Below are 14,925 nucleotides of genomic sequence, written 5' to 3'. Positions count from 1 at the left end.
CCCTCTTTTGTTATATTTAGTGTCTGCTCGCCATCCTTTTCTATGTCTTCGATCGTAAATACAGGCATCCCGGCAGACTTTACCCAGATTTCACTCCAGCTTTTCAAATCCTCTTCGGTGCGCTCATCCAGGATATTGATCAAATCATCCCAACTGGCATTACCGTAGGCAAACCGGCGTAAATAAACACGCAGCCCATCTCGTAGCCCCACCACTCCCATTTGGTCTTCCAGTTGACGCATAACAACAGGGGCTTTCTGGTAGATAATTCTTCCGTAAAGCGTGCCCGCCTCGCGTAGGTTATCCAAAGGCTGCTGGATTGGATGACTCCCTCCTGATCGATCCTCTCCATAAGCAGAAGGCTGATGCCGTAACAAGAAATTAAGGTCGTGATTAACCGTTGGAAAGCCGGGATTTACAATCTTGGCTGCCATGAAGTTGGCAAAAACCTCTTTCAGCCATACGTCGGAAAACCATTCCATCGTCACCAAGTCGCCAAACCACATGTGGGCCGTTTCGTGGGCAATCAGGGAAGCTCTTCCAATCTGCTGGTTTTGTGTAGCATTTTCGTCTAGCATCAAGCTCGATTCCCGGTAGAATATAGCCCCTACGTGTTCCATTCCCCCGTACTGAAATCCAGGAATTAAAGCAAAGTCAAACTTCTCAAAAGGCAGAGGGATAGCCGTATACCGTTCCATCCATTCCAGTGCTTGCTGGTGCAGGCTAAATATTTCCGGCAGATTGCGCTGTACCTTCTCTGAGTCGCTCTCGCGGTAGAGCATTCGCATAGGCCTTCCGCCAATCGTAACCTCTTCTACCTGGAACCGTCCTGCTGTAAAAGCAAACAAATAAGTACTGATCGGGGCTGTTTCTTTAAAGGAAATTAATTTACGATCATTCTCCAATTTGGTTTCCAGGATAGCTCCATTGCCCAATGCTTCCCATTCTGCCGCTACATCAAGGGATAGTGTAAACTTAGCCTTCAGGTCTGGTTGATCAAAACAAGGAAACAAGGTGGAGGCACGATCTGGAACTAATAAGGTGTATAAAAAGTCCCCTTTTCTATTTAAACTGAGGTCGCCAGCAATAAAATCAATTTCTACCCTGTTTTCCCCTACTGCCAAAGATGTTCTTGGTAATATTAAATGCCCTTCTTGAAACTTACTCTGAGTAACTTCGCCATTGACCTGTACTTCCCCTATCTGATCAATTAGTGCTTTAAAATCCAGCTGAAGGTCATTCTCAATAGATTGCAACTCAAAGCTCGCAACCACCTTTGCGGGGATACTAGCTGTCTTGTTTTCAGGAATTTGAAAATGGAGATCGTAAGTAAGCTCCGAAATGTTTCCCTTGCGTTGTTTGGCCAAAGCCAAACTTACTCCTTCTTCAATTACGATTTCTGCCGGAGGCTGGTTACAACCTGTAATCATAGCAATGATGATTAAAAGTCCACACTTGATGATAAAATTGGTCATAGTCTATTTAGCATTGGTCAAATACTTAATCAAAGAAATTTAGGGTAAAAATAGTAAAAGCCACCCTGAAGTCAATCAGGATGGCTTTTACAAGAAAGCGTATTAGGCTTTATTAGTTCTTCATGAAGTAAGACTCAACAGTCCCTCCAGCTTGAACAGTTTCCAAACGTGCCTTAAACTCATTTGACATTGTGAAATCACTCTTACGAGCATAGATTTCTTTCAATGCAATTAAAGTATTGATATCACTTGGCTTCTGCTTTTCAACCGTAATGAAGAAAGGCAGAGCAGTTTCGAAAACCTCTGCTACTTCAGCTTGTAGTTCGTCATACTTGCGCTGTCCTTCTTTAGAGAAGTCATCCGCAAGTGTAGACAATTCCTGTGTCATGTTTGCGGCCTGGTTAAAGTAAAGAGCTCCGATGCTATAAGTTGCATCTGTGAAATTTGGATCTCTCTCCAGTGCCATACCGTAATACTTCAAAGACTCGGCGAAATAACCCGTTGCTGCTTCTTCGTTACCGGCCTTAGCTTCACGCTGATAAAGGTTATCATAAACATTACCCATCGTCGTGTATAGAGAAATGTTGTCCGGTTCTTTTTCCAATGCTGCTTCCAACTTGGTGATTAATACATCAAGTTTGTTGATGCGAAGGAAGTGATTGATTTCAGCAAAAAGGATAGAAACATCATCAGGAAAACGCTTACGGCCATCCTGTAGGTTAACATAAGCCTTTTCCATTACAGCAGTCTTCTCTTCTTCTGTAAGCTCGGAATCAGGGGCCAATGCATCGGCTGCTTCAATTTTATAAAGCGCTTCGTAAATCGCTGCTTTTTCTGCACCATTTTCCTTAAGTCTTGAAAACAATGGAGCTGCGGCAGCAATTTCATTAGCGTTCAATGCTGCTAAGCCAGTGATGTAAACCTGATCGTTAACGGCCTCTTCTGTCTCCAACATGCTATCCTCACCATTTTCGGTCAACAGTTCGTGAGCAGTTAGTACACCATTAAAGTTGTTGTATGCATTAGCGAATTCGCCTTTTTCATAGGCATAAATACCCATGTTATTTAGATTGGTCTGTACTGCCCGGACGCCCTTAAGCGCATCTTTGGTTTGGTACTTCTTCTCAGCCATAGACAATGCCTTCTGATAGGCATTAAAGGCTACCAATGCAGGGGTTTCTACCTGAGGTAACGCATCAAGAGAACCAACATTCAATTGCTGAACGCTAACAATCTGGTTAGCAATCGTGTTGTAAATATCTCCCTGAGATTGCCAGGTAGACGCATTGCCATTGGTTTCACTGGCGGCTACTGCGATAGTAATCATATCTACTGCTTCGTGCAGTTTATCCAAATTAGCCGTTTGGTCTAACTCGAAAGATTTCAAGGCATTTCCGGCTTTCTTTAAAGCCTTGGCAGGATCTTCCTGTGCTTGTACCGTAAAGGTCAGTGCTAGAAAAGTTAGACAGCCAAAAATTAGCTTCTTCATAGTCATTTTAAATTATTTGGTGATTTAAACCACCCTTATGACGGAGTAGTCAAGTTAAAGGCTCTTAATGAAATCTTAAAACTTTAGAGCCCAAAATTAATTTTATTCTTCTTCCTCGTTTTCTTCTTCACGAGCTACTACTGTAACGTCAGCAATTTCGTCTTTAGCATCCAGACGAATCACTTTTACGCCTTGAGTTGCACGCCCCATGACCCGAATATCATCAGCACGCATTCGGATAACAACACCAGATTTGCTGGTAATCATAAGGTCATTATCATCCTTTACGGCTTTGATTGTGACAACTGCACCTGTTTTCTTTGTAACACTCATGGTACGAACCCCTTTACCACCTCTGTTGGTTAGACGATATTCGTTGAAGTCAGAGCGTTTGCCCATTCCTTTTTCGGAAATAACCATAACAGAAATGTCCTGATCAGTAGCATCGATACAGATCATACCCACAACTTTATCAGACTCATCTGCCAAAGAAACACCCCGTACTCCGGCTGCGGTACGGCCCATTGGGCGTACTTTTGATTCTTCGAAGTGAATGGCATTTCCTGAACGTGTGGCAAGGAAAACGTGGCTATCGCCTGTTGTTAGTCGAGCTTCCAATAGTTGATCACCATCATTGATAGTGATGGCGTTGATACCTCCCACACGAGGGCGAGAATATGCTTCTACGAGGGTCTTCTTCACTACCCCATTCCTGGTACAGAACATAATGTAGTGGTTCTTCAGGAATTCCTCATCAGTCAGGTCTTTCACAATAATGTAAGCCTTGACACTATCTTCCTTAGGTATTGCCAGAATGTTCTGGATCACTCTACCGCCAGAATTTTTCGAAGCTTCTGGTATTTCGAATATACGAATCCAATGACAGCGTCCTTGCTCTGTAAACAGCATCAGGTAATTGTGATTGGTAGCACCAAACATGTGCTCGACAAAGTCAGTGTCACGGGTTCTGCTCCCTTGACTACCTCGCCCACCACGGCTCTGGATTTTGTACTCCGACATCGGCGTACGTTTGATATACCCCAGGTGGCTAATCGTTACAACTACTTCTTCATCTTTAATAAGATCTTCGATAGAAATATCGCCGGCTTCCAAGCTTATCTCTGAGCGGCGCTCATCACCATAACGCTCCTTAATATCGCGAAGCTCCTCCTTAATAATATCACGCTGCATCTCTTCACTGGCGAGAATAGCCCGCAAGTGATCGATCAGTGTCTTGATTTCGTTGTATTCGTCCTTGATTTTATCACGCTCAAGGCCCGTCAACTTCTGGAGGCGCATTTCCAAAATCGCTTTGGCCTGCTGTTCAGAAAGGACATTACCTTCGAGGACCACCAGTTCACCCGTTTGTGCTTCTTGCACCAGCTCTCCGAATTTCTTCCAGAAAGCATCCTTATCATCGATAAAATCTCCATTGATTAAGCCTTGCTTAGCTTCGTCAGGTGTAGGAGACCTACGAATTAAAGCAATAACTTCATCAAGATAGTCAAGCGCAATCAATAAACCTACGAGGATATGAGCTCGGCTTAACGCCTTATTTAGATCATATATCGTACGGCGAACAATAACCTCGATCCGGAACTTGATAAACTCAACGATGATGTCCTTCAGGTTCAAGACTACCGGACGGCCGTCAACTAACGCAATATTATTGACACCATAGCTGGTTTGTAGCGGCGTATACTTGTAAAGTTTACTCAACACTACGGATGCCATCGCATCTCGCTTAATTTCGATAACAATGCGTAGACCATCACGATCCGATTCGTCGCGTACATCACTGATCCCATCTACTCTATCGCCAACTAGTTCGGCGATTTTAGTAACCAAGGTTGCTTTATTAACCTGGTAAGGAATTTCAGAGATAATGATGGTTTCACGATCTCTGTCATCTGTGATAATTTCTGCTTTACCACGTACTACAACCCGTCCTCTGCCGGTATGGAAAGCATCTTTGATACCTTGGTAATCAAAAATGATCCCGCCGGTAGGAAAATCAGGTGCTTTGATGAAATTCATTAATTCATCAATGGTGATTTCCGGGTTTTCAATGGTTGCTACTACCCCATCAATGACTTCGGTGAGGTTATGAGGCAACATATTGGTAGCCATACCTACGGCAATACCCGAAGCTCCATTGATGAGCAGGTTGGGAATTCTTGCAGGCAAGACGGTTGGCTCTTTCAACGTATCATCGAAGTTGAAAGCAAAATCGACGGTATCTTTGCCAATATCTGCTAACAATTCATCGCTGATTCGGCGCAGGCGGGCCTCTGTATAACGCATTGCGGCCGGGCTATCGCCGTCCATGCTACCAAAGTTACCTTGTCCATCCACGAGTGGGTATCGCAAGGACCAATCCTGGGCCATCCTCACCATTGTATCGTAGACAGAAGAGTCACCGTGAGGGTGGTATTTACCCAAAACCTCCCCGACAATACGAGCAGATTTTTTATGAGATTTATTATAAGCCAGTCCCAAATCCGACATACCGTATAAAACACGGCGATGAACAGGTTTGAGGCCATCCCGAACATCGGGCAGGGCACGAGAAACAATCACCGACATAGAATAATCTATGTAGGCAGATTTCATCTGTTCCTCAATATTAACGGGGATAATTCGCTGATTAGAAGACATCTAGCGGTATAAAGATTTTTAATGAATACTTGCTGTACGTTTGCTCAAAATACCGGGCCAAATTACAGGTAAATGGCTTAGTTATAATAAGCGGACAAAGATAACAAATTATTGCCGATGAACGAAGCCTCGGACAAAGTGTTTATAGCAATGATAAAGTGATACGATCTTTACCAATTTCGGTTCTTCGATTTTGCTTTAGCTACTATATTTATTAGAAAAGTTAGTACTCGTTTGAACAATGAGCGCTTATCTTTGCGCACACAAAATGTGGAAATGAAAGAACAAGTGACCCCCTACGGAGATGGGGATGCGAAAAAAAGCCAGGTCTCCAAGATGTTTAACCGAATAGCAGCCAGCTATGATTTGCTCAATCGGATGACTTCACTGGGTATCGACATTATCTGGCGCAAGCGAGCGATTGCCCAGCTCAACGCACAGGAACACCGAAAAATTTTGGATGTTGCGACGGGTACCGCCGATGTGGCACTTGAAATTCGCAAACAGATGCCTCAGGTAGAACACATTACCGGCCTGGACATCAGCTCGGAAATGCTGGCTTTCGGGAGAGAAAAAGTAAGCAAAAAAGGCTGGGACGATCAGATAACGTTGATAGAAGGAGATTCTGAGGATTTGCCTTTTGAAGACAATACTTTTGACGCCGTAACCGTTGCCTTTGGTGTTCGAAACTTTGAGCATCTGGAGGTAGGATTAAAAGAAATCTATCGTGTAATTCGCCCGGGGGGTAAGTTGGTTGTGTTGGAATTTAGCCATCCACAGACTTTTCCTATCAAACAGCTCTTTAATTTATACTTCAAGTATATACTTCCGAGCATCGGGCGCGTTATCTCCAAGGACAAAAAAGCTTACCAGTATCTTTACGAATCGGTACAGGCGTTCCTTAATCAAGAGGCTTTTTTAGAACAATTATCTCAAATAGGCTTTAAATCAAACCAATGCAGGTCGTTAACCTTCGGAATATCGTCACTTTACACGGGTATAAAATAACCCTGATTTGTTTGCTCCTGGTGAGTAGTATTTCTGCTCAGGCACAAATTGGAGGCAAAGGAAACTACAACTTTTTTGAGTTCCAGCAGAAGCCCTACTATTTTGGAATCACCCTGGCGATGAACAACAGTAGTTTTACGCCTTTTCGCTCGGAAGAGTTTCTCTACTCAGACAGTATCCAGGCGGTGCAGGCTTTGCGAGGCCCTGGCTTTAATCTGGGGATTGTTACGAACCTGAAAATTGGAGATTACTTCGACTTCCGTTTCCTGCCTACCCTCTCCTTTGGGGAACGTAAACTGGTATATGACCAGACACGCCGAGATGCACAACCTAATCAGCGATCAGTAGAATCTGTTTTTGTAGAAATGCCGTTTCATTTCCGCTACAAATCCGCTCCATATAAAGATAAGAGGCTCTTTGTTTTGGCAGGTGTAAAATACAGTTTTGACGTAGCCAGCGACTCTCGTGCGCGCCAGGCAGAAAGTTTGGTGAAAATATCGCCACATGATTTTGCTTTGGAATATGGGGCTGGCGTTCAGTTCTTTTTTCCCTACTTTATTTTCTCTCCGGAGATCAAGTTTAGCCACGGCATCGGCAATACGTTGATCTTCAATCCTGGCTTGGAGGAATCTACTGTTTTGGAGAAGGTACTGAGTAGGGCCTTTACGCTTAGTTTTCACTTTGAGGGGTAAAAAAAGAGCAGGGATATTGTGCAGTTTCAAAAAAAGCTATACATTTGCCCCGCACTGATCCAAAGGGGTCAGTTGGAGGTCAATAAAGGTATAATATTATCTTTTACTACTCCCTTAGCCGATGTGGCGGAATTGGTAGACGCGCTGGATTCAAAATCCAGTTTCTTCGGAAGTGTGGGTTCGATTCCCACCGTCGGTACTAAAGCTCAATAGATCAGTCTATTGGGCTTTTTTTTATAAATGACTCAAGCAATATGGTTTGTCTACGCCTTAAAATTTCAGGATCGTAGCTCTCCTGCGGCAAAGTCCAGCCTACGCTTTTCCAACCAAACGATTTCATATAGCTCCTAAAAAGTAGATTTTTTTGACAAAATTCTCATACGCTATTTCCGGGGCAAAAAAAGGCTGTCTATTTTAGACTTACGTTAAAATAGACAGCCTCTCACACATATTGAAGCTTATAAATAATTTTTCTCAAAGAAAATTCCTAGGGACATACAAACTCGGGAACTTCATAGACAATTATATCATCGATAAAGAACACCTCGGCAGAGCGTCCTAAATCCAGCACAACGCGCTGTAAGCCACTAGGTGGGTCTTGCGCAACAAATGTCCAGGTATATTCTGCCCATTCTCCGTTAATGTTTTGCGGATCGCCATAGAAGTAGTCAGAGCCATCGCTGTTGTTCCAGCGGGAAACAGAAATACTGATTGGCACTTCTGGCCCGGTAGACTTTGCCATCACTGTAACAGCATAGGTATTTCCAGTAATCAGGTCAATATGATCAGCTGCCATTTGGGTATTCCATGGCTGATCCGGCGTACCTGCTCCTGTAACTTTTAGCCCCTGGCTACCTTCCGCTATTTCATCTGCAACGGTAGTGATTTCAAATGTACCATTGAGCACTTCCCAGCTAGCGACACCATCAGGTGTGTTCGCTGGATAGATTCCATTTTCAAAACCACCATCTGGCAGGATATTTACTGGCGGTAATTTTTCCTTAACGCTAATGTCATCAAGGAAGAACACCTCCGCAGAACGCCCAAGGTCAAGAACCAATCGCTGAAGTCCACTAGGAGGATCTTGTGCGGTGAAAGTCCAGGAATACGCTGCCCATTCACTATTAATATTCTGTACTGCACCATAGAAGTAATCAGAGCCATTGCCATCATATTGAGAAACGGAAATACTAATTGGCACTTCTGGCCCGGTCGTTTTTGCCCAAATAGAAGCGACATACTCAACTCCCGCTGTCAGCTCAATATGATCTGTTGCTAACTGTGTATTCCAATGCTGATCTGGCGTACCTGCTCCTGTAACTTGAAGCGCTTGGTTGCCACAGTGTACCTCATCAGTGGTAATAGCAAAGGTGCCATTAAGTACTTCCCAACTAGCTACCCCATCAGGTGCTCCAGATGGGTAGATACCGTTCTCAAAGCCACCATCTGGCAAGACGCTTTGGGGCACGGGCGGGCCTGCTGCACCGGTTTCGATAAGGGTTATATTATCAAGGACAAATGGTACATCGGTTGTTCCCATATCCAACACTATTTTGTGAGTTGGAAGATCATTGGTTACTTCAAATGTCCACGATAACTGCGTCCATTCCGTAGGAATAGCAGTGTCATCGCCATAGAAGTAGTCGGCACCATTACCATCATACTGGGAAGCGGATATACGCATTATAGCCCCCTCTGCCTCTGCACGTGCCCACATAATAACAGTGTATTCCGATCCGAAATTCAGGGGGGTTGGCTTACAAGCTAGTTGCGTATTCCAGGGATTACTGGCTGCCCCAACGATACGAATAGAGCGACCAAAGTAAGCTGCATCACCTGTAATTTCCGTCATTTGGTCTCCGCCGTTAAGCTTTTCCCAGTCCTCATAGTCATCGCCGCTACCAGCTTCTAAATCAGAATTAGCAATATAGTTACTACCTACATAAAAGATAGAAGTAGAAACAGCCGTTGCCTCCTGGGTTGCTAATTCAATTTCAGCAGGAGTGTTAAGTGTCGCACCATTAGGTACGGTTAGCACCAGTTCCGTATTTGTTGCAGATACAATATTAGCAGAAACACCACCAATTGATGTACTAATCAGATTGTCAAGGTTTACCCCTCTTATCGTTACTTGCTCTCCCGGAGCAGCACCACTAGGAGATATAGCTTCGATTATTGGAATCGGCCGTAGCAGCACCTCAAAATCTGTGGTAACTCTGTAGCCGTCTACCATTGCCAAAGTAATGATTGATGGCCCAGGAACTGCCGTGGTAGGGACAACAAAAGTAAGTGCGGATTCACTTTGACTAACAATATCAGTAGCATGTTTTTGGCCTACAAACACATTCTCAACGGTATGAAGATTTTCTCCTTGCAGGGTCACTTCATCACCACCGTAAGCCGATGTTGCGCTAGTAGAAGAAATAGTGACAGTGGGGCCAACTATCTCTTTTTTACAACTGGTCATGAGTACCAAAAGGGGCATAACCAAAAGAATGTAAAAGGAAAATATTTTATTTTTCATAATGCTTCGCAATTATGTTTATGTAGTTGTTATTTAATAACCAGTGTTTTGTTGCGCACCAGCCAAGTCAATAAAAGTCTGCGGAATAGGCCACCTCACATGATGTGGCTGAATGTTTCCAGCAGCGCTGCTATTGTACATGTTTGCACGTTCAACTAACAGCCCCATTCTTTTCAAAGTAGCCCAACGGTGACCTTCATGGCCTAATTCCCGAGCTTGCTCAGCAAGGATGGTTTCTTGGTCAAGGGCTGTGAAACGATGGGCTTCATCGCCAAATGCACGATCTCTGATTGTATTGATTAATTCCAATGCTCTCGCATCATTACCATTTCTCCAATGTGCTTCAGCACCTAAGATGAATGCTTGAGAATAGCGATATACAATGATATTGCTAAAGCCCTCTGCATCTGCTGCGGTTCTACCATAAGTTGCATCTTCATGGTACTTAAAGGTGGTTGGTTCCAAATAACGGGCTTCACGAACATCTGGGCTCCCTGCCCATTCCAACACATACTCATGAGGAACAACATCTCCATTTACTAAATCCCACCCCTCAAGAACTTCTTCTTCCTCGTCAATTTCCCACTGTATCTTATGCCANNATGCAGCAATACGTCCATCAGCTTCGTCAGTGATATCACCATCACCATTGGTATCAAACAAACTCCAGTAATATGGAGACGGCGACAAACGAGACCAAGGTCTTGCTCCTTGCTCAAGCGTACGAGCAACACCAGGAATACGGTCATATAATGGAATAAACATTTGAACAGTACGCTGAGGCCTGCTCTGAATGGCTGGGTCAAATACCCAAGAAAGGATGATTTCCTTATTACTTTCCTCGCCTTCTTTTCCACCTTCCAGGCCGAAAATGCCATCCAGGGGTTGTAGCCCATACGAACCGTCTGCAATAATTGCATCACAAGCATCGGCAGCAGCAGCCCAGTTACCCAAATCCATATTGGCCTCCGCCAATAGCAGGTTAGCCAAACCCTGAGATGGTGCACCTACACCTGATGATTCTGAACGCTTAGGCAACAAACTAATGGCTTCTTGACAATCAAAAATGATAAGGTCATAAATCACTGACTTATCAACTAATGGTGCTTCCCTAACTGGCTCAGACCCTTCAGGCAATGGAATAGCCAGTGGAATATTATCAAAGCGACGTACCAGCTCCAAATAAGCATAAGCTCTTAGCGCATGAGCTTCTCCCTTAAAGCGCAATAATGCAGCTTCATCAGCTGCACTTCCTACTGGAAAAACATCGGCAGCCTGAATAACTGAATTACAATTTGATATGGACGCAAAAAAATCGTCCCACAGTTGAGAAACTTCATTGCTGGCGGCAGAAAAACCTGAAATATAGGAGTTCATACCTTGCATGCCGCCCGTAGAAACGTCGGTCATGTGTGTACCATCCACCACCAAATCCGTACCACAAGCTTTGTACAACGAAATTTCATTGTTTTCATGAACCTGTCTTGCTCTTTCATATACCTGAAAAAGTACAGCTTCTACCCCACCCAGTGTGTTCAATACCTGGCTGGCTGGAATTACATCCTGTTCTTCCCGATCAACAACACCTTCGCAAGCGCTTGAAAGGAGTAGGATGGCTACAAATAAAAATGAATATTTATAGTTCTTCATTTTAAGATTCTTTTTAAAGGGTGATTTTAGCTCCCATAATCCACGTTCTTGTAATCGGATAAGATCCAATTGAAGATTCAGGAGAAAAGGCATGATTGTAATCAGTCCAGTACTTTAGGTTATTGCCGCGAACGTACAATGATATTGCATGAAAAGGCGTACGTCCCAAAAGGCTTTCAGGCAAGCTATAGCCTAACGATACGTTTCTCAATGAAACGAATGACGCATCCTGTACTTTAATTGCATTAGCAAATAAGCCTCCTGCCATAGCGTTACCAGGCCCCACACGAGGGAATTCATTACTAGGATTGTCTGGCGTCCAGTAATTAATCGCAATCTGGTTGTTTCTACCAGAGTACCCACCAATGTAGTTGTTGACTCTTGTGACTCCTTGTACGGCTTCAAACAAGATTGAAAGTTCAAAGCCCTTGTAATTAAAAACATTATTAATACCACCATACCAATCTGGTGTAGGGTTACCCAGGAACGTACGGTCATCACTTGTGATAGCACCATCACCATCTATATCTGCAATTCTTGGGTCACCAGGTAATGCGCCGAATTTTTCTGCTTCCGCTTCTTCCCCCAATTGCCAAACACCATCGAATTGATAGTCGTAGATTTCACGAATATCCTGGCCAACAAACCAACCGTTAGCTGGATTGTCAATCGGGTTTCCTTCAGCGTCCACATCAGCAGAGCTTAGTCTTACAATTTTATTTACGTCCTTGGCCCAGTTGGCGCTAATATTCCAAGTGAAATCGCCTCTTTGCATGGCCATTACTTTCAAGCCTATATCAATACCTCTACTTTCAGTTTCTCCAACATTTGATGGATACTGAGTGAAGCCATTATTAACTACTCCAATAATGCTTTCAAAAAGAAGCAAATCAGTGGTATTGGTTTGGTAGATATCAATGCTACCTTTTACTACATTACCAAAGAGGCCATAGTCAATACCGACATTAATTTGCTTACTGTTTTCCCACTTCAAATTAGGGTTGGAAGCGTTGCTAGCTAGCCCAAATCCATTAAATAAAATCTGTTCTCCGGTCTCAGGATCAGTTCCTACTGCAATTTGAATATTGTTGGTACCAGCACGGTAGTAATAGGTAGGAAATCGGTCATTCCCCATTACTCCATAGCTCAACCGTAACTTTAGGAAATCAATTTTACTGCTATGCTTAACAAAACCCTCATTATGGAGATTCCATGCTACAGAAGCGGAGGGGAAAGTACCAAAACGGTTATTCGGCCCGAAACGAGAAGAACCATCACGACGCATGGTTAAGGTTACGCTATAGCGGTCATCATAGTTATACCCCAAACGACCTACGGCATAAACCTTGCCCCAGTCATCTCTTGACCAGTCGTAGCGAATATTTTGATCAACAGCATATCCAATAGCCTGGTAGCCTAATAAATCCGTAGGAATCTTTTCAGCTTGGGTATTTGACTCTCTAAAGTCATATTCCTGAAAACCATAAACAGCAGTAGCGTTAAAGCTATGAATGCCAAAGTCCTTCGTATAGCTCAGTATATTATCTACGAGGTAAGTGATTCCTTTGCCTTCAATGATCTGTGCCTCGCTTGGGTTTCCATCATTATAATTGGAAGACCAAAATCTACCAAAAAATTCTTCCCTGTCTTCAGCGTAAGTATTCAAGGTGTATTTTAACCCATCAATAATTTTCACATTAAGATATGGGTTGATATAGGACCTTGTTACGAAACGATCCAAAATAGACTCATTATATCTGTGCAATGGGTTGATTTGGAATTGATCGTCTTTGATAAACTTCGTAAGGCTGCCATCGGCATTGTATACATCGCCGAGTGGTGTATTATTACTAATTGGAATAAATGCAGCAAAGTTCTTTCCGTCATTATCTTGGCCACTTTCAAACTCATTAATTGCATTAGCCGTTTCGTCGGCAAAACTTTTTGACAACTGAACTCTTGCACCAATATCTAACCAGTCGGTAGCCGCAAAATCACCGTTGAAGCGGATAGAATACCTGCTATAATCTGAATTTTTCACAATACCGTCTTCAGAATAAACATCACCATTGAGGTAGTATCTTAATTTCTCCGTACCGCCAGAAACAGACAGGCCTATGCGCGTTTGCATACCTGTTCTGAGGAGTTGATCCTGCCAATCTACTTCATCACCTGCAATGTAGTTCGCTACTTCGTTAGGATCAACAAGAGCATTGATACTAGGATTGGTGTTGCCATTTTGAAATTCAGAATCTTTGCGATATTGAATAAATTCATCCGCATTCATCATGTTAATTCTATTGGCTACTTCCACAAAACCAGTAGAAACATTGAGGTTGAACCTCGTTTCGCCAGCAACACCCTTTTTAGTGGTAATCAAAACCGCACCATTTGCACCAGAGGCACCATAGATAGATGCCGCAGCTGCATCTTTAAGAATATTGATACTAGCAATATCATCAGGATTCAACTCCGCTAAGTTGCCACCAATAATAGGTACACCATCGATTACAATAATAGGAGTGTTGGTTTCATCAATATCACCTGCTGCTGCACCCAGTGAGTTAGTTCCTCGTATTTTAAAGGTAATACCGGAACCAGGCTGGCCACTGTTTCGCGTTACACGTAACCCAGAAACCTGGCCACGGAGACCTTCCACAGCATTGGGTACCGGAATTTTCTCCAACTCCTCTACATTAATTGTTACAATTGACCCTGTAACATTCGATCTTTCCATGGTACCGTAACCCACGACTACGACTTCATCTAATAATACGCTGCCATCCAGGGTCACATCTATCAGTGATCGGCCCGCAACCGCTATTTCTTGTGGGTCGTAGCCCGTGTAACTAAAGATCAAAACAGCATCGGAAGGTACTTTCAAACTGTAAGTCCCATCAAAGTCTGTTGCAGTGCCTGTAGAAGAGCCTTTAACGAGCACTGTCACTCCAATCAATGGCTCTCCGTCTCCTGTTACCGTACCTCCTACAGAAATCTCCTGCGCTGATAATAGCTGGCACGTAACCAAAGCTAGCATTATTAAGCCCGTCCTTAAGATTGGTCGGACTGGTAACCGTAATAATTTGTAATACCTATTCTTCATTTTAGACAATTATTAGGTGGTAAAATTGTTGAGCGAAATTATATTTCATCGGGAAGATAAAAACAATAACGCAACCGATTGCGTTATTTGATAAAAAAATAGAGATTTCGTTAACTTTTTTCCCGAAATTGCCTTTAACTGGCTTTAATTAGTCCAAAAACCACCCTCAGTGAACAACAATTGTACAAAACGCAACCGATTACATTCAATCACAACGGTGCAAACGCTGACCCAGGAAACAATCTTTCATGATACTTTTATTACTTTAAAAGGATCACTGTAAACTCGTTCAATCGATTGCATTATTCGTAAATTGGTTTTCCATT

8 protein-coding genes, 1 tRNA gene and 1 pseudogene are annotated in these 14,925 nt (G+C 43.2%); 3 read left to right on the top strand and 7 right to left on the bottom strand.

The annotated features are described in order from the left end of the window. The 3 genes from ACRBG0_RS18420 to gyrA form a co-directional block, all read right to left on the bottom strand. Window positions 1-1,475 (bottom strand): M1 family metallopeptidase (locus ACRBG0_RS18420; protein ID WP_431488333.1); only part of this gene is annotated, 1,475 nt, incomplete at its 3' end. Window positions 1,476-1,587: 112 nt separating this feature from the next. Continuing rightward, window positions 1,588-2,964 carry a hypothetical protein gene (locus tag ACRBG0_RS18415; protein ID WP_431488332.1) on the bottom strand — a complete coding sequence of 459 codons (1,377 nt, stop codon included), beginning with the start codon at window positions 2,962-2,964 and terminating at the stop codon, window positions 1,588-1,590. 102 nt (window positions 2,965-3,066) lie between these two features. Continuing rightward, window positions 3,067-5,622, bottom strand: coding sequence for a DNA gyrase subunit A (gene gyrA, locus ACRBG0_RS18410; RefSeq protein ID WP_431488331.1), 2,556 nt, complete (start codon window positions 5,620-5,622; stop codon window positions 3,067-3,069). Window positions 5,623-5,898: 276 nt separating this feature from the next. On the opposite strand from gyrA, the gene ubiE reads away from it, so the two are divergent. The 3 genes from ubiE to ACRBG0_RS18395 all read left to right on the top strand — a co-directional run bounded on the left by ubiE (window position 5,899) and on the right by ACRBG0_RS18395 (window position 7,521). Then, window positions 5,899-6,630, top strand: coding sequence for a bifunctional demethylmenaquinone methyltransferase/2-methoxy-6-polyprenyl-1,4-benzoquinol methylase UbiE (ubiE, locus tag ACRBG0_RS18405; RefSeq protein ID WP_431488330.1), 732 nt, complete (start codon window positions 5,899-5,901; stop codon window positions 6,628-6,630). Further along, complete coding sequence (locus ACRBG0_RS18400; protein ID WP_431488329.1) at window positions 6,579-7,322, top strand: outer membrane beta-barrel protein; 744 nt, start codon at window positions 6,579-6,581, stop codon at window positions 7,320-7,322. The genes ubiE and ACRBG0_RS18400 overlap by 52 nt, the downstream gene beginning before the upstream one ends. A 117-nt stretch (window positions 7,323-7,439) precedes the next feature. Continuing rightward, window positions 7,440-7,521, top strand: a tRNA-Leu gene (locus ACRBG0_RS18395). Between the two features lie 288 nt (window positions 7,522-7,809). Here the strand turns inward: ACRBG0_RS18395 and ACRBG0_RS18390 are convergent. The 4 genes and pseudogenes from ACRBG0_RS18390 to ACRBG0_RS18375 all read right to left on the bottom strand — a co-directional run bounded on the left by ACRBG0_RS18390 (window position 7,810) and on the right by ACRBG0_RS18375 (window position 14,533). Further along, the gene (locus tag ACRBG0_RS18390; RefSeq protein WP_431488328.1) at window positions 7,810-9,846 is read right to left on the bottom strand and encodes a carbohydrate binding domain-containing protein; all 2,037 of its coding nucleotides are present in this window, start codon (window positions 9,844-9,846) and stop codon (window positions 7,810-7,812) included. Window positions 9,847-9,879: 33 nt separating this feature from the next. After that, window positions 9,880-10,446: pseudogene (locus tag ACRBG0_RS18385) on the bottom strand (RagB/SusD family nutrient uptake outer membrane protein); the annotation flags it as partial. 2 nt (window positions 10,447-10,448) lie between these two features. Next, the coding region (locus ACRBG0_RS18380) for a RagB/SusD family nutrient uptake outer membrane protein (protein ID WP_431488327.1) at window positions 10,449-11,496 on the bottom strand (1,048 nt) is incomplete at its 3' end. A 13-nt stretch (window positions 11,497-11,509) separates the two neighbouring features. Next, complete coding sequence (locus tag ACRBG0_RS18375) at window positions 11,510-14,533, bottom strand: SusC/RagA family TonB-linked outer membrane protein (protein WP_431488326.1); 3,024 nt, start codon at window positions 14,531-14,533, stop codon at window positions 11,510-11,512. Between the last annotated feature and the right edge of the window lie 392 nt (window positions 14,534-14,925).

Origin of the sequence: Lewinella sp., assembly GCF_050633125.1 — a bacterium.
In the GTDB taxonomy this organism is placed as follows: domain Bacteria; phylum Bacteroidota; class Bacteroidia; order Chitinophagales; family Saprospiraceae; genus Lewinella.
This window is presented reverse-complemented; position numbering and strand designations above follow the sequence as displayed.